Origin of the sequence: Pseudomonas nicosulfuronedens (assembly GCF_005877905.1) — a bacterium.
GTDB lineage: Bacteria > Pseudomonadota > Gammaproteobacteria > Pseudomonadales > Pseudomonadaceae > Pseudomonas > Pseudomonas nicosulfuronedens.
Genome location: NZ_SWDV01000018.1, coordinates 70,713 through 85,167, shown reverse-complemented (window position 1 = coordinate 85,167; position 14,455 = coordinate 70,713). Strand labels below are relative to the sequence as shown.

General features: G+C 67.0%; 12 protein-coding genes and 1 pseudogene. 11 read left to right on the top strand and 2 right to left on the bottom strand.

Going from position 1 to position 14,455, the window contains the following annotated elements; all coding sequences use genetic code 11:
- Positions 1 to 98: 98 nt before the first annotated feature.
- The 7 genes and pseudogenes from FAS41_RS15840 to FAS41_RS31455 all read left to right on the top strand — a co-directional run bounded on the left by FAS41_RS15840 (position 99) and on the right by FAS41_RS31455 (position 8,477).
- On the top strand, positions 99 to 1,418 hold the full coding sequence (locus tag FAS41_RS15840) for an amino acid permease (RefSeq protein ID WP_138523851.1): 1,320 nt from the start codon (positions 99 to 101) through the stop codon (positions 1,416 to 1,418).
- A complete protein-coding gene (locus tag FAS41_RS15835) occupies positions 1,411 to 2,685 on the top strand; it encodes an aspartate aminotransferase family protein (RefSeq protein WP_138523849.1) in 1,275 nt (424 codons plus the stop codon). Before FAS41_RS15840 ends, FAS41_RS15835 begins: the two co-directional genes overlap by 8 nt.
- 11 nt (positions 2,686 to 2,696) lie before the next feature.
- Positions 2,697 to 3,716, top strand: a complete 1,020-nt coding sequence (locus FAS41_RS15830) for a phosphotransferase enzyme family protein (RefSeq protein WP_138523847.1) — start codon at positions 2,697 to 2,699, stop codon at positions 3,714 to 3,716.
- Between the two features lie 92 nt (positions 3,717 to 3,808).
- Positions 3,809 to 4,756, top strand: coding sequence for a helix-turn-helix domain-containing protein (locus tag FAS41_RS15825; RefSeq protein ID WP_138523845.1), 948 nt, complete (start codon positions 3,809 to 3,811; stop codon positions 4,754 to 4,756).
- A gap of 227 nt (positions 4,757 to 4,983) precedes the next feature.
- A complete protein-coding gene (locus tag FAS41_RS15820) occupies positions 4,984 to 6,321 on the top strand; it encodes an alginate export family protein (RefSeq protein WP_138523843.1) in 1,338 nt (445 codons plus the stop codon).
- A 32-nt stretch (positions 6,322 to 6,353) separates the two neighbouring features.
- A pseudogene (locus FAS41_RS31460) lies at positions 6,354 to 7,619 on the top strand (methyl-accepting chemotaxis protein); the annotation flags it as partial.
- A 102-nt stretch (positions 7,620 to 7,721) separates the two neighbouring features.
- On the top strand, positions 7,722 to 8,477 hold the full coding sequence (locus tag FAS41_RS31455) for a methyl-accepting chemotaxis protein (protein WP_425049172.1): 756 nt from the start codon (positions 7,722 to 7,724) through the stop codon (positions 8,475 to 8,477).
- A gap of 1 nt (position 8,478) precedes the next feature.
- Here the strand turns inward: FAS41_RS31455 and FAS41_RS15810 are convergent, their stop codons facing one another.
- A complete protein-coding gene (locus FAS41_RS15810) occupies positions 8,479 to 8,721 on the bottom strand; it encodes a DUF2790 domain-containing protein (RefSeq protein ID WP_138523839.1) in 243 nt (80 codons plus the stop codon).
- Between the two features lie 260 nt (positions 8,722 to 8,981).
- On the opposite strand from FAS41_RS15810, the gene FAS41_RS15805 reads away from it, so the two are divergent.
- Positions 8,982 to 9,944, top strand: coding sequence for a GlxA family transcriptional regulator (locus FAS41_RS15805; RefSeq protein ID WP_138523837.1), 963 nt, complete (start codon positions 8,982 to 8,984; stop codon positions 9,942 to 9,944).
- Between the two features lie 206 nt (positions 9,945 to 10,150).
- On the opposite strand, the gene FAS41_RS15800 is transcribed toward FAS41_RS15805, so the two are convergent.
- Positions 10,151 to 10,612, bottom strand: a complete 462-nt coding sequence (locus FAS41_RS15800) for an Lrp/AsnC family transcriptional regulator (RefSeq protein WP_024762520.1) — start codon at positions 10,610 to 10,612, stop codon at positions 10,151 to 10,153.
- Between the two features lie 272 nt (positions 10,613 to 10,884).
- On the opposite strand from FAS41_RS15800, the gene FAS41_RS15795 reads away from it, so the two are divergent.
- From FAS41_RS15795 to FAS41_RS15785, 3 genes are read left to right on the top strand one after another with little or no spacing between them, the layout of a single operon-like run.
- A complete protein-coding gene (locus tag FAS41_RS15795) occupies positions 10,885 to 12,117 on the top strand; it encodes a 3-methyl-2-oxobutanoate dehydrogenase (2-methylpropanoyl-transferring) subunit alpha (RefSeq protein WP_138523835.1) in 1,233 nt (410 codons plus the stop codon).
- Positions 12,114 to 13,166, top strand: a complete 1,053-nt coding sequence (locus tag FAS41_RS15790) for an alpha-ketoacid dehydrogenase subunit beta (protein WP_017518320.1) — start codon at positions 12,114 to 12,116, stop codon at positions 13,164 to 13,166. Before FAS41_RS15795 ends, FAS41_RS15790 begins: the two co-directional genes overlap by 4 nt.
- Positions 13,167 to 14,450 (top strand): dihydrolipoamide acetyltransferase family protein, encoded by a 1,284-nt coding sequence (locus FAS41_RS15785; RefSeq protein WP_138523833.1) that lies wholly within the window; start codon positions 13,167 to 13,169, stop codon positions 14,448 to 14,450.
- The last annotated feature ends 5 nt before the right edge of the window (positions 14,451 to 14,455 follow it).

Below are 14,455 nucleotides of genomic sequence, written 5' to 3'. Positions count from 1 at the left end.
CGGCATCCGCCGGCCATCTCCCTTGCCCGCTGCGCCCAGGCGCACGCGGCTGACTGCCGCTCACTACTTCGATCAATCAAAGGCAAGGGACAACCACCATGCTCAAACAAGGCGTACTCCGCTGGCCCCAGATCGCCGGGCTCGGCATTTCACTGGTCATCGCCGGGCAGTTCTCCGGCTGGAACTACGGCCTGGCCAGTAGCGGCTGGGCCAACATGCTCGTCGCCACCCTGCTGATGGCCGTGCTCTGCGGCGGCCTGGCACTGTGCGTGTGCGAACTCTCCACCGCCCGGCCCCACGCTGGCGGCGTGTTCGCCTACGCACAGCTGGCCTTCGGACCCTTCGTCGGCTACCTGGTCGGTGCCGCCTGTGCACTGGCTTTGACCATCGGCACCGGCGCGGCCGCCAACTTCCTCGCCGCCTACATGGAATCGGTGTTCGGCTTCGGCGGCTGGCCGGTACGCATCGGCCTGTTCGCGGTGATCATCGGCATCCACATCATCGGCGTGGGCGAGGCTCTCGGGCTGACCCTGCTGGCCGGCGCGGTGGCAGCCATCGCACTGCTCGCCTTCGGCGGCGCCATGCTGCCCCACGTGCACTGGGAGAATCTGCTGGCTACATCCGGCAGCGCACTGCCGGGCGTGAGCGTCTCCGGCGTGTTCGCCTGCGTCCCCTTCGCCATCTGGATGTTCATCTGCCTGGAGCAGGTCGCCTCCGCTGCCGAGGAAGCCGCCGAACCGGGCCGCAGCATGCCGCGCGGGATCATCGCCGCCGTCGGCACCCTGCTGCTGACCGCCCTGACCGTGGTAATCAGCGCGCCGGGCGCTGCCGGCGTGGAAGTGGTCGGCAACGCGGGTGATCCGCTGTACGCCGCCATGACCCACGGCGGACTCTACGGCGAGCGCGACTGGCTGCCCTTGCTGGTCGGCTCCGGCGCCGTGTGCGGCCTGCTGGCGACCTTCTTCTCGGTGGTGTTCTCCGCCTCCCGCCAACTGTTCGCCCTGGCCCGCGACGGCTTCTTCCCCGCCGCTCTCGCCCGCACCAACCGTCGTGGCTCGCCCTACGTGGCCCTGCTGGTGCTGACCGTGATCGGCCTGCCGCTCACCCTGGTGCCGCCGGAAAAACTCCTGCTGTGCATCGTCCTGCTGCTGGGCAGCTGCCACCTGGTGCTGTTCGCCGCCTACCTGCGCCTGCACCGCACCCAGCCCGGCCTGGTGCGCCCCTTCCGCCTGCGCGGCGGCCCGGCCGTGGCCAGCGTCGGCATGCTGCTGACGCTGGTGGTGATCGCTGCCTGCTTCCAGCTGGAAGTGGCGATGCTCAGCGCCCTGGCCCTGGTGGTCGTCGCACTGATCCTCAACTACCTGCTGCGCGCCGCGAGCCGCGCCGGCAAGCCCCTGGAGAATGCCGAGAATGTCTGAAGCAACCCTGCTGCAACGCCGCCACCAGGTCATGGGCGATGCTTCGCCGCTGTTCTATGACGAGCCGCTGGAACTGGTGCAAGGCGAAGGCGTCTGGCTCATCGACGCCGCCGGCAAGCGCTACCTGGACTGCTACAACAACGTGCCCTGCGTCGGTCACTGCCACCCCAGAGTGGTAGCCGCCATGGCCGAACAGGCGGCGACGCTGAACATCCACACCCGCTACCTCAATGAACGCGTGGTGCGCTACGCCGAAAGCCTCACCGCGACCTTCGCCGACCCGCTGGACAGCCTGATGTTCACCTGCACCGGCAGCGAGGCCAACGAACTGGCCCTGCGCATGGCGCGCTTCGCCACCGGCAACAAGGGCATCATCGTCAGCGACTACAACTACCACGGCAACACCACCACGCTAGCGGCGGTGACCACCGCGCTGCCCAGTTCGGAGCCGTTCTCGGCCCATGCGCGGGCCGTGCCTATCCCCTGCCTGTACCACGCGGACGGCACGCCCGAGCAGGTCGCCGACCGCTATGTCGCCAAGGTCGCCGAAGCCATTGCCGAGCTGCAGGCGGCCGGCGTAGGCCTCGCGGCCATGTTGATCGACACGCTGTTCGCCAACGAAGGCATCCCGCGCCTGCCGGCCGGCTACCTGGAGCGCGTCGCCAAGCTGGTGCGCGAGGCCGGCGGCCTGCTGATCGCCGACGAGGTGCAATCGGGCTTCGCCCGCACCGGTGATCACCTGTGGGGCCACCAGTCACACCCGCTGGTGCCGGACATCGTCACCCTCGGCAAGCCCATGGGCAACGGTTTCCCCCTGGCCGGTCTGGTGACCAGCCGCGAGCGCGTCGAATCCTTCGGCCGCGCCAACCTGTACTTCAACACCTTCGGCGGCTCGCCCGTGGCCGCGGCCGTCGGCCAGGCGGTGCTCGACGTGATCGCCGAAGAGGACCTGCAAGGCAACGCCCGGCGCCAGGGAGCTCGCCTCAGCGCCGAACTGCATCGACTCGCCGAGCGCCACTCGATCATCGGCGACGTGCGCGGCCAGGGCCTGTTCTTCGCCGTGGAACTGGTGCGCGACCGCACCAGCCGCGAGCCGGCAGGCCCGGAGGCACGGCGCATCGTCAACGCGATGCGCCAGCGCGGCGTGTTGATCAGCAAGATCGGCGGCGACGACAACATCCTCAAGATTCGCCCGCCACTGCCCTTCCAGGGCGAACACGGCGAGCTGTTCATCCACACCCTGGACCAGGTCCTGGGCGAGCTTTGAAGGAAACCGGCATGACTGACTTCTCTTTGCTCGACCATGACCAGCAGATCGCCTGCCTGCGCGACCTGGCGCTGGACGCCCTGCACCACTGGGACGGCGACTTCGTCGGCCTGGAACTGCTCAAGTACCGCGAGAACGCGGTGTTCTGCGCCACCCGCAGCGACGGCACCCGTAGCGCCCTGCGCGTGCACCGCGGCGGCTACCACAGCGAGGCGGCGCTGCGTTCCGAGCTGACCTGGATGGAGCAACTGGCCGCCGGCGGCATCGGCGTGCCCAGCATCATCCGCACCCGCAGCGGCGAACACCTGGCCGAGGTACGCAGCACCGCACTGGCGGAGCCGCGCTTCGTCGACATGCTCGGCTGGCTTGGCGGCAGCACCCTGGGCTCCGCCGAACAGGGCCTGAGCGCCGATGGCGACATCGAGGCGCTGTTCCACCAGGCCGGCGCCGTCGCCGCGCGCATCCACCTGAATTCGGCCCAGTGGCGCCAACCCAACGAATTCACCCGGCACGCCTGGGATGAGGAAGGTCTGATCGGCGCCAATCCGTTCTGGGGACGCTTCTGGGAGCTGGACCTGCTCAGCGACGAGCAACGCGAACTGCTCCAGCGCGCGCGCCAGGAAGCCCGCCTCGACCTGCGCCGTTACGGCCGCAGCCTGGGCAACTTCGGCATGATCCACGCCGACCTGGTGCCGGAGAACCTGTTGCTCGAAGGCGGCGAACTGCAGCTGATCGACTTCGACGATGCTGGCTTCGGCTGGCACATGTTCGAGTTGGCCACCGCGCTGTACTTCTGCCTGGACGATCCGCGCCTGGCGCAGATCCAGGCGGCGCTGCTGGCCGGCTACGACTCGGTCAAACCGCTGTCCGCCGCCGACCGGGCCGCCCTGCCACTGTTCCTCGCGCTGCGCGGCACGACCTACCTGGGCTGGGTGCACACCCGGCGCAACAGCGAAACCGCACGGGAACTGGCCCCCATGCTGATCGAACGCGCCTGTACACTGGCCGCCGCCTACCTCGCCGACCGCTGAAACTGGCAGAGCGCCGCAACACCCTGGCGTGCAGGCACAAGCCTGCACGCCAGCACTGACCGATACTCGGCGCACCACCGAGGTGAACCGCCATGACCGGCATAGCCCGCCACCAGGCAACCGACTCCGATGAACTGGCCTGCGCCCTCGCCGGCTGGAGCCAGGACTACACCCAGCTCGGCCATGGCCGCCTGCAGGCGGAGCTGCTGCATGTGCAGCTGCCCGGTGCCTCGCTGATCTACGAACACTCCAACCTGCACCTGCACGAGAACATGGCGCCACCGGCCGGACACCTGGTGATCGGTATTCCCCTGCGTGCCAGTGCCGATTCGCGCTTCAACGGCCAGTCCCTGCATGACGACACCCTGCTGGTGCTCGAAGGCGGCCGCGAGCTGGAAATCTGCGCCGCCGGGGAAATCCACATGCTCGGCCTGACCTTCAGCCAGCCGCAGCTGGAACGCCTGCTCGGCACCGAAGAGCGCGAGTTGTTCGAGCGCGCGCTGCAGCAACGGCGCCTGCAACTTTCACCGACGGGGGCCGGCGATCTGCGCCGCAGTCTCTGTGGCGCCCTCGCCGTCTTCGAGGCCGAACCGTGGCGGGTGGACGATCCGCAACAGGCCGGGCACGCCGTCGCCCTGGTGCTGAGCCACGTGCTGCAGGCGCTGGAGGAAATCCTTCCCGGCACTGACCGCGAGGGCGCGCCACGCTCATTGCAGCAGCATCGCCGGCTGGTGCTGGCAGCCATCGAGCGCATGCAGGCGGACCTTTCCGAGCCACTGTCGTTGCTGGAACTGAGCCAGAGCCTGAACACCAGCCAGCGCACCCTGCAGTACTGCTTCCGGCAGATCTGCCAGAGCACGCCGCAGCAGTTCTTTCTCAGCCTGCGCCTGGCCGAGGCGCGCCGCCGGCTCAAGCAGGAGCCGCAGCAGAGCATCACCAGCCTGGCGCTGGACCTGGGCTTCGCCAGTTCCAGCCATTTCTCGGCCTTGTACAAGCGGTTGTATGCGGAGCAGCCGTCGCTGCTCTCGCGCATGCGCTGAGCTTCTGCTCTTCGTAGGAGCAAGCTTGCTCGCGAACAGATCCACCGGCAGTTCCCGCGTCAAGCGGGTTCGCGAGCAAGCTCGCTCCTACAAAAGGCACACCACCGGATCTGGCAACCACACCCAATCACTTGGCAGACACACGCAACGGCACAACGCCAGCCCTTACTTAGCATCGGCAGAAGACCCATCCCCTCCAACCGACAAGAACAACGGATGCCTTCGCCATGACCCACGCCGCCGTGCTGCGCCCCACCCTGCTCGCCCTGCTCATCGCCGGGGCCAGCTCCGCCAGCGCCTACGAGCTGTACGCCACCGACGACACGCACCTGAACGCCGATCTCTCGGCGACCTTCGGGCTGTTCCACAGCCAGGAGCGCTACAACATGACTGGCACGCTGGATGAAGGCTCGTCCTCCTGGCAGGAAGGTTTCATCAAGTACGGCCTGAGCGGCGACCAGAAGCTGGGCGGTGCGGGTACCGCCTACGGTGCCTTCAACCTGATCAGTTCCGGCACCTGGGGCGACGGCGACGCCGCCGGCTTCACCGACGGCTCCGAACGCACCACCAAGATCGAGGACGCCTACGCCGGCTGGCGCTCGGGCAACCTGTTCCCGATGCTGGGTGAGGACGGCATCGACCTCTCCGCCGGCCGCCAGAACGTCGTGGTCGGCGACGGCTTCCTGATCGACGGCGACGCGCTGAACATGGGCAAGGGCCTGGCCGACGGTGAATACAACCGTGGCGGTGCCTATTACCTCGCCGGCCGCCGCGCTTTCGACGAGACCGCCGTGCTGCGCATCGGCGGCAAGGAAGGCTGGCGCGGCGACCTGATGCGCCTGAAGTCGGACAACCGCGCCCAGGCCAACTCCGAGCTGTACGTTACCACCCTCGAGCACGTCGCCCCAGAAGCCACCTTCGGCCTGACCTACATCGACGTCACCGACGTTGACGAGCGCTACGCCTCGCCCATCCAGCTCGACCGCAAGGACATGAAGACCTACAGCCTGCGCGGCACTGGCAACGCCGGCGTGGAAAACCTGTTCCTCTCCGGCGAATACGCCTGGCAGGACAAGGACAATGCCCAGTACAGCGACGACAGCGAGAACGCCTGGTACCTCGAAGCCGGTTGGACCTTCTCCGACATCGCCTGGAAACCCTACGTCAGCTACCGCTTCAGCCGCTTCTCCGAAGGCTACGACACGCTCTTCTACGGCTTCAGCCGTGGCTTCGGGACCTGGTTCCAGGGCGAAGTGGCGGGCAACTACTCCGGTCCGTTCAACAGCAATACCCGCGTGCACAACGTCGGCGCCAAGGTCACCCCGCTGGAGAACCTTTCCATCGGCGCGCAGTACTTCGACTTCCACACCCTGGACACCGACCTGGGCAACACCGACGGCCGCGAGCTGGACCTCTACGCCGAATGGGCGATCAACGAGCACCTGATGATCATCCCGCTGGTGGGCCTGTACCAGCCGAAGAAGAGCGCGGCCGAAGGCGGCACCCAGATCGGCAACGACAACAGCAACCTGTACAGCCAGCTGATGTTCTCCACCACCTTCTAAGCCCCCTCACCCAGCAGAAAGAAGAGCCCGCCATGCCCAGCCTCCTGACTTCGATCCAGGGCCGCATCACCTGGCTGGCGGGCCTCTGCCTGCTGCTGGTCTCCAGCGTCCTGATCGGCCTTTCGCTGTACCAGGCGCGGCAGGACAGCCGTACCATCCAGCACGACAGCGGCGAACTCTTCGCCGTTGCCGCGCAGCACAACCTGGAAACCCAGGGCCAGGTGCAGGCCCTGCTGATCCGCGAGCGCCTGCAGAACAACCTGCTGCTCGGTGAAGGACTGCTGCGCACGGTGCAGACCCTGCGCGCACAACAGCGCCAGGGCGTCCTCGACCCCACTGCGCTGCGCACCGCGCTCAATCACTCGATGGCCGATACCCTCGGCGCCCACCCGGAGCTGCTCGGCCTGTTCCTGGTGTTCCAGCCCGATGCGCTGGATGCCGCCGACGGCCAGTTCACTGCCCGCGAAGACCTGGGCAGCAATGAAACTGGCCGCTTCGCCCTCTACCTGCTGCAGAACGGCAAGGAGACCCAGCGGGTGATCGGCACCGAGCAAGTGCTCGGCGACACCACGCCCGGCCCCAGTGGTCAGCCCTACAACGCCTTCTTCACCTGCTCCACCGGGCACGCCCGCCCCTGCGTGCTCGATCCCTACTTCGACGACGCCTCAGGCCAGCGCCGGCTGGTCACCAGCGTCACCCTGCCGCTGCTGGAGAACGGCAAGGCAATCGCCGCCGTGGGCTTCGACATCGATCTGGCGGCGCTTCAGCAAAGCAGCGCAGAGGGCAGCCGCAGCCTGTTCGACGGTCAGGGCCGCATCCGCATCCTCAGCCCCAACGGCCTGGTTGCCAGCGACAGCGGCGATGCCTCGAAACTGGGGCAGAGGTTCGACGACAAGGCCCTCCTCGCCGAGATCGCCGCCGGGCGCTCGCAGTCCAGCGACGACGGCGAATCCATCAGCGTGCTGCACAGCCTGGCGCCGGTGCCGGACGCCGCCCCCTGGGGCATCCTGCTCAGTGTGCCGCGCGCGGTGATGCTCGCCCCGGCGGAACGTCTAAAGGGCACGCTGGATGATCTGCGCTGGAAAAGTACCGCACTGGAGACTGGCGTCGGCATCGCCGCCGGGCTGCTCGGCATGCTGCTGGTGGCACTGACCGCACTGGGCATCAGCCGGCCGATCCTGCGCCTGGCGCGCATGCTCGAGGACATCGCCGATGGCGAAGGCGACCTCACCCGCCGGCTCGACTACCCGCGCCGCGACGAACTGGGCCGCCTGGCCACCGCCTTCAACCGCTTCCTCGACAAGCTGCAACCGAGCATCGCCGCCGTGCAATCGGCGACCCGCGAGGCGCACTCCACCGCTGATCGCTCGGCACAGATCGCCCGGCAGACCAGCGACGGCATGCAGCAGCAGTTCCGCGAGATCGACATGGTCGCCACGGCGCTCCAGGAGATGTCCGCCACCGCCCAGGATTCGGCGCGCAGTGCCGCGCGCGCCGCAGAAGCCGCGCGTACGGCGGAACAGGCCTGTGACGATGGCTTCCGCACCCTCGACGCCACCAACAGCGGCATCGACCTGCTGGCGACCGGGATGAACCAGGCAATGGCTGAGTTGCAGCAACTGGCGGCGAGCAACGAGCAGATCGGCTCCATCCTCGAAGTCATTTGTGGCATCGCCGCGCAGACCAACCTGCTGGCGCTCAACGCCGCCATCGAAGCGGCGCGCGCTGGCGATGCCGGCCGCGGTTTCGCCGTCGTGGCGGACGAAGTACGCGGGCTGGCCCGGCGCACCCAGGAGTCCGTGGAGGAGATTCGCCAGGTGATCGAGAACCTGCAGGCTCGCGGCCACTCAGTGACCAGCGCGATGCAGGGCAGCTTCGCCCAGGCCCAGGGCAACGTCGATCAGGCGCGCCAGGCCATCGACGCCCTGCGCCGGATCGGCGAGGCGGTGAACCTGATCAGCGAGATGAACCTGCAGATCGCCAGCGCGGCAGAGGAACAGAGCAGCGTCGCCGAGGAGATCAATCGCAACATCGCCGGCATCCGCGACGTCACCCAGACCATTTCCGATCAGGCGCAGCAAGCCGCCAGCGCCAGTCGCTCACTGAACGACCTGGCCAGCCGGCAGCAGGGATTGGTGGAGCAGTTCCGCGCCTGAATCAGATGTCGCTGCAGCGCGGGGTCTGGCGCAGGTACTTGACGGTGTGCTGCTGGCCCTGGGAGTCCAGGTAGACCATGGTGGCCTGGCTGACTTCGCAGCGTTCGTTGGGTTGGGAGATGCTCAGCACCTTGGCCACGTCCAGCGGCATGCCGTAGTGGTACACGGCTGCGTTGTCGGCGAAAGCGCTGAAGGACAGCAGCAAGGCGGGAATGGCGAAGAGTGCGCAAAGGCGGGATTTCATGGCAGGAACCTCAGGGATCACGCGGGTCGCGTCGATCGTGGCCCACTGCCATGAATTTAGCCGATGGGACCGTTCCTACACAGCGCGACTTCGACAATGCATTTCTACTGATCCCGTAACAATCGCTCTGTTCATCGACGCTACGGCGACTATTGTCACGCGCACTGTCAGCTGATTGGCTGCATTCGCACTCTTAAAGCGTTTGCAGCCAGACCACTCCACCGCAAGAATGGATGCCTTCTGTCAGATCGAGAGGGGCCATGAAACGCGTAGCCATGCTGCTGTTCCCCGGCGTGCAGGCGCTGGATGTTTCCGGGCCGCTGGACGTGTTCGCCGAGGCCAATGCCTTCGTGCCCGCCGGCCAGGGTTACCAGGTAATTACCCTCGCTGCGCCACCGTTGCCTTTGCGCGCATCCAACGGGCAGCTGCTCGGTGCCGATTTCAACCTCGAACAGGGCCACAGCGCCGCCGATATCCTGCTGGTGCCGGGTGGGCCGACCTTGCCGGAAGAGTCGCCTGCATCCGAGCTGCTCGACTGGTTGCGCAGCGCTTGCGCCCTGGCGCCGCGCTACGGCTCGATCTGCACCGGTGCCTTCCTGCTCGGACATGCCGGACTGCTCGACGGCAAGCGCGTGACCACCCACTGGAGCGATGCGCGTCGGTTGGCGGAATTGTTCCCGCAGGCACAGGTCGAGCCGGATCGCATCCATGTCCGCGATGGAGCGCTGGTGACGTCGGCGGGCGTGACCGCCGGCATCGACCTGGCGTTGGCCTTGGTCGCCGAGGACCACGGCGCAGCGGTGGCGCTGTCGGTCGCGAAACGGCTGCTGGTGGTGGCACAGCGTCAGGGCGGGCAATCGCAGTTCAGCCCCTTCCTGCAGGCGCCGGCCGATGAAGGCTCGCCGGTGGCGCGCATCCAGCGCTATGTGCAGGAGAACCTCGACCAGCCGCTGGGCGTGCCGCAACTGGCCACCGAGGTGGCGATGAGCCCGCGCAGCTTCGCCCGTGTGTTTGTCCGCGAGGCGGGCGTAACGCCGGCCGAGTTCGTCCAGCGCGCCCGCATCGACGCCGCGCGAGGGCTGCTCGAAGGCGGTGATCTCGCCTTGAAAGTGGTCGCCTGGCGCTGCGGCTTCGGTAGCGCGGCACGCATGCGGCTGGTGTTCACCCAACGCCTTGGGGTGACGCCGACGCAGTATCGGGAGCAATTCCGCCGCGACGGTTGATCTGTTTTTTGTAGGAGCGAGCTTGCTCGCGAACCGCACTCTGCCGATGTTTCAGTGCCTGCGGTAAGCCATCGCGGACGAAGTCCGCTCCTACGCCTGGGCGGGACGGGCCGGCTGCTGTAGGAGCGGATTCATCCGCGATCGGGTCGGCGCCACACCGAGCCGCAGGTTCGCGAGCAAGCTCGCTCCTACACAGCACTCGTCTCTCAGATCGGTGGCGCCGAGCGCAGCATCACCGACTTCAGGGCGAACGCCGACTTGATCCCTGCCACGCCGGGAATCTGCGTCAGGGTGTTGGTGAGGAACAGCTGGTACGCCGACAGGTCCTTCACCACCACCCGCAGCATGTAGTCGGCGTCGCCGGTCATCTGGAAGCAACTCATCACCTGCGGCGCCTGGACGATGCGTTCTTCGAACCGGGCGAGGTAGTCGCCGGTCTGCTTCTCCAGGGACACCGAGACGAACACGCTCATGCCACCGGAAAGGCGCTCCTCGTCGAGCCGGGCGAAATACCCCTGGATGTAGTGTTCCTCTTCCAGGCGGCGTACCCGGCGCAAGGTCGGGGTCAGCGACAGGCCGATGTTCTGCGCCAGATCGCGCCACGAGAGGCGGCCATCGTCGGCCAGGGCGCGGAGGATTTTCAGGTCGGTGCGGTCGAGATCAGCCATTTTCTGTCGTACTACTCAGCGCTGTTTTTATAGTGCAAACACACTAATCCGTAAGCTCTGAGCTAGTCAATTTGGAGCAAAAAACCAATCGGTCACACCTATACTGAAACCACAACTACAACAACCGAGGACCTCACCATGAGTGATGTCACCCCCCGCCACGCGACCCCGCGTGGCACCCGCACCGTAGCCCTACCCGGCCGGGTGCGCCCGCCGGGCATGGCTTCTTCCGTCTGCTGATCCACACCCACGATCACAACTGGAGACCCGCCATGACCGACTATGCTCCGCTTCGCCTGCACGTCCCCGAGCCCACCGGGCGTCCGGGCTGCAAGACCGACTTCTCCTACCTGCACCTGTCGCCCGCCGGCGAAGTGCGCAAACCCGACATCGACGTAGAACCCGCGCAGACCACCGACCTGGCCTTCAGCCTGGTGCGCGTGCTCGACGAGGACGGCCATGCCGTCGGCCCCTGGGCCCCGGACCTGAGCCACGAGCAGTTGCTGCGCGGCATGCGCCTGATGCTCAAGACGCGCATCTTCGACGCGCGCATGCTCACCGCCCAGCGCCAGAAGAAGATGTCCTTCTACATGCAGTGCCTGGGCGAGGAGGCCATTGCCACCGCCCACACCATGGCGTTGCGCGACGGCGACATGACCTTTCCGACCTACCGTCAGCAAGGCATCCTGATCACCCGCGACTACCCGCTAAAAGACATGATCTGCCAGTTGCTCTCCAACGAGCAGGACCCGCTCAAGGGCCGCCAGCTGCCGATCATGTACTCCAGCCGCGAGAAGGGCTTCTTCTCCATCTCCGGCAACCTCGCCACCCAGTTCATCCAGGCCGTCGGCTGGGGCATGGCCTCGGCGATCAAGGGCGACACCAAGATCTCGTCCGCCTGGATCGGCGACGGCGCCACCGCCGAATCCGACTTCCACACCGCCCTCACCTTCGCCCACGTCTACCGCGCGCCGGTGATCCTCAACGTGGTCAACAACCAGTGGGCGATCTCTACCTTCCAGGCCATCGCCGGCGGCGAAGGCACCACCTTCGCCAACCGTGGCGTGGGTTGCGGCATCGCCTCGCTGCGGGTGGACGGCAATGACTTCCTCGCTGTCTATGCCGCCTCGCAATGGGCCGCCGAGCGCGCCCGCCGTGGCCACGGCCCCAGCCTGATCGAGTGGGTCACCTACCGCGCGGGTCCGCACTCCACCTCGGACGATCCGTCCAAGTACCGCCCCGCCGACGACTGGACCAACTTCCCCCTCGGCGATCCCATCGCTCGCCTGAAGCAGCACCTGATTGGCCTCGGCATCTGGTCTGACGACCAGCACGAAGCGCTGAAGAAGGAACTGGAAGCCGAAGTGATCGCCGCGCAGAAAGAGGCCGAGCGCCACGGCTCGCTGGTGGACGGCCACGTGTTCAGCGCCGCCAACCTGTTCGACGACGTCTACAAGGACCTGCCGGAACACCTGCGTCGGCAGCGCCAGGAGCTTGGGGTATGAATGCCATGAACCCGCAACACGAGAACGCCCAGGCGGTCACCAGCATGACCATGATCCAGGCCCTGCGCTCGGCCATGGACGTGATGCTCGAGCGCGACGACAACGTCGTGGTGTTCGGCCAGGACGTCGGCTACTTCGGCGGCGTATTCCGCTGCACCGAGGGCCTGCAGAAAAAGTACGGCACCTCGCGGGTGTTCGACGCGCCGATCTCCGAGAGCGGCATCATCGGCGCCGCCGTCGGCATGGGCGCCTATGGCCTGCGCCCGGTGGTGGAAATCCAGTTCGCCGACTACGTCTACCCGGCCACCGACCAGTTGGTCTCGGAAGCTGCACGCATCCGTTACCGCTCGGTGAACGACTTCACCGTGCCGATGGTGGTGCGCATGCCTTGCGGCGGTGGCATCTACGGCGGGCAGACCCACAGCCAGAGCCCGGAGGCGATGTTCACCCAGGTCTGCGGCCTGCGCACCGTCATGCCGTCCAATCCGTACGACGCCAAGGGCCTGTTGATCGCCTGCATCGAGAACGACGACCCGGTGATCTTCCTCGAACCCAAGCGCCTGTATAACGGCCCGTTCGACGGCCACCACGACCGCCCGGTGACCCCGTGGTCCAAGCACCCGGCCAGCCAGGTTCCCGAGGGCTACTACAGTGTTCCGCTGGACAAGGCCGCCATCGCCCGCCCCGGCTCGGAACTGACCGTGCTGACCTATGGCACCACCGTCTACGTGGCCCAGACCGCCGCCGAGGAAACCGGCATCGATGCCGAGATCATCGACCTGCGCAGCCTCTGGCCGCTGGACCTGGACACCATCGTCGAGTCGGTGAAGAAGACTGGCCGCTGCGTCATCGTCCACGAAGCCACCCGCACCTGCGGCTACGGCGCCGAGCTGATGTCGCTGGTGCAGGAGAACTGCTTCCACCACCTCGAAGCGCCGATTGCCCGTGTCACCGGCTGGGACACGCCCTACCCGCACGCCCAGGAATGGGACTATTTCCCCGGCCCCGCCCGCGTCGGCGCGGCCTTCAAGCGCGCCATGGAGGTCTGAATGGGCACTCACGTCATCAAGATGCCGGACATCGGCGAAGGCATCGCCGAGGTCGAGCTGGTGGAGTGGCACGTCCAGGTCGGCGACGAGGTCCATGAGGACCAACTGCTCGCCGAAGTCATGACCGACAAGGCCACGGTGGAAATCCCCTCGCCGGTATCGGGCAAGATCATCGCCCTGGGCGGCGTGCCGGGCCAGGTGATGGCCGTAGGCGGCGAGCTGATCCGCCTGGAAGTGGAAGGCCACGGCAACCACAAGGAAGCCGCGCAACCCAAGGCCCAAGAGGAAGCCCCGGCCCAGCCGGAAGCCAAGCCGGCCCCGGTCGTCGATGCGCCCAAGCCAGCACCGCGCGTGGAGAGCAAGCCAGTCGCCCCGGCCGCACGCCCCGCTCCGTCGCCGGCTCCCCGTCGCGCGCCGGGCGAGAAACCACTGGCCTCGCCGGCGGTGCGTCAACGCGCCCGCGACCTGGGCGTTGAATTGCAGTTCGTCCAGGGCAGCGGCCCGGCCGGACGCATCCTGCGCGAGGACCTGGAACACTTCCTGGAGCATGGCGGCGCCACCATCGCTTCGGGCTACACCGCACGCCACGATGAGCACCAGATCCCGGTGATCGGCCTGCGCCGCAAGATCGCGCAGAAGATGGCCGAGGCCAAGCGGCGCATTCCGCACTTCAGCTACGTCGAGGAAATCGACGTCACCGACCTGGAAGACCTGCGCGTCCACCTCAACGCCAAGCACAGCGCAGCGCGCGGCAAGCTCACCCTGCTGCCCTTCATCGCTCGCGCCATGGTCGTTGCCCTGCGTGACTTCCCGCAACTCAATGCGCGCTATGACGACGACGCCGACGTGATCACCCGCTACGGTGCCGTGCACCTGGGTGTCGCCACCCAGAGCGACAACGGCCTGATGGTGCCGGTGCTGCGCAACGCCGAATCCCGCGACCTGTGGGGCAACTCCGCGGAGGTGGCACGCCTCGCCGAGGCCGCCCGCCACGGCAAGGCCAGCCGCGAGGAGCTGTCCGGCTCGACCATCACCCTCAGCAGCCTCGGCGCCCTGGGCGGCATCGTCAGCACGCCGGTGATCAATTACCCGGAAGTCGCCATCGTCGGGGTCAACCGCATGGTCGAGCGCCCCATGGTGATCAACGGGCAGATCGTCGTGCGCAAGATGATGAACCTGTCCTCGTCCTTCGATCACCGGGTGGTCGACGGCATGGATGCCGCGGCCTTCATCCAGGCCGTGCGAGCCCTGCTCGAACATCCCGCCACCCTGTTCATCGACTGACGGAG

Bases quoted from the DNA above. Each gene is read 5' to 3' on its own strand.
- FAS41_RS15820 (WP_138523843.1), top strand. From the start codon at position 4,984: ATGACCCACGCCGCCGTGCTGCGCCCCACCCTGCTCGCCCTGCTCATC.
- FAS41_RS15805 (WP_138523837.1), top strand. From the start codon at position 8,982: ATGAAACGCGTAGCCATGCTGCTGTTCCCCGGCGTGCAGGCGCTGGAT.
- FAS41_RS15840 (WP_138523851.1), top strand. From the start codon at position 99: ATGCTCAAACAAGGCGTACTCCGCTGGCCCCAGATCGCCGGGCTCGGC.
- FAS41_RS15795 (WP_138523835.1), top strand. From the start codon at position 10,885: ATGACCGACTATGCTCCGCTTCGCCTGCACGTCCCCGAGCCCACCGGG.
- FAS41_RS15785 (WP_138523833.1), top strand. From the start codon at position 13,167: ATGGGCACTCACGTCATCAAGATGCCGGACATCGGCGAAGGCATCGCC.
- FAS41_RS15800 (WP_024762520.1), bottom strand. From the start codon at position 10,612: ATGGCTGATCTCGACCGCACCGACCTGAAAATCCTCCGCGCCCTGGCC.
- FAS41_RS15825 (WP_138523845.1), top strand. From the start codon at position 3,809: ATGACCGGCATAGCCCGCCACCAGGCAACCGACTCCGATGAACTGGCC.
- FAS41_RS15830 (WP_138523847.1), top strand. From the start codon at position 2,697: ATGACTGACTTCTCTTTGCTCGACCATGACCAGCAGATCGCCTGCCTG.
- FAS41_RS31455 (WP_425049172.1), top strand. From the start codon at position 7,722: ATGCAGCAGCAGTTCCGCGAGATCGACATGGTCGCCACGGCGCTCCAG.
- FAS41_RS15810 (WP_138523839.1), bottom strand. From the start codon at position 8,721: ATGAAATCCCGCCTTTGCGCACTCTTCGCCATTCCCGCCTTGCTGCTG.
- FAS41_RS15835 (WP_138523849.1), top strand. From the start codon at position 1,411: ATGTCTGAAGCAACCCTGCTGCAACGCCGCCACCAGGTCATGGGCGAT.
- FAS41_RS15790 (WP_017518320.1), top strand. From the start codon at position 12,114: ATGAATGCCATGAACCCGCAACACGAGAACGCCCAGGCGGTCACCAGC.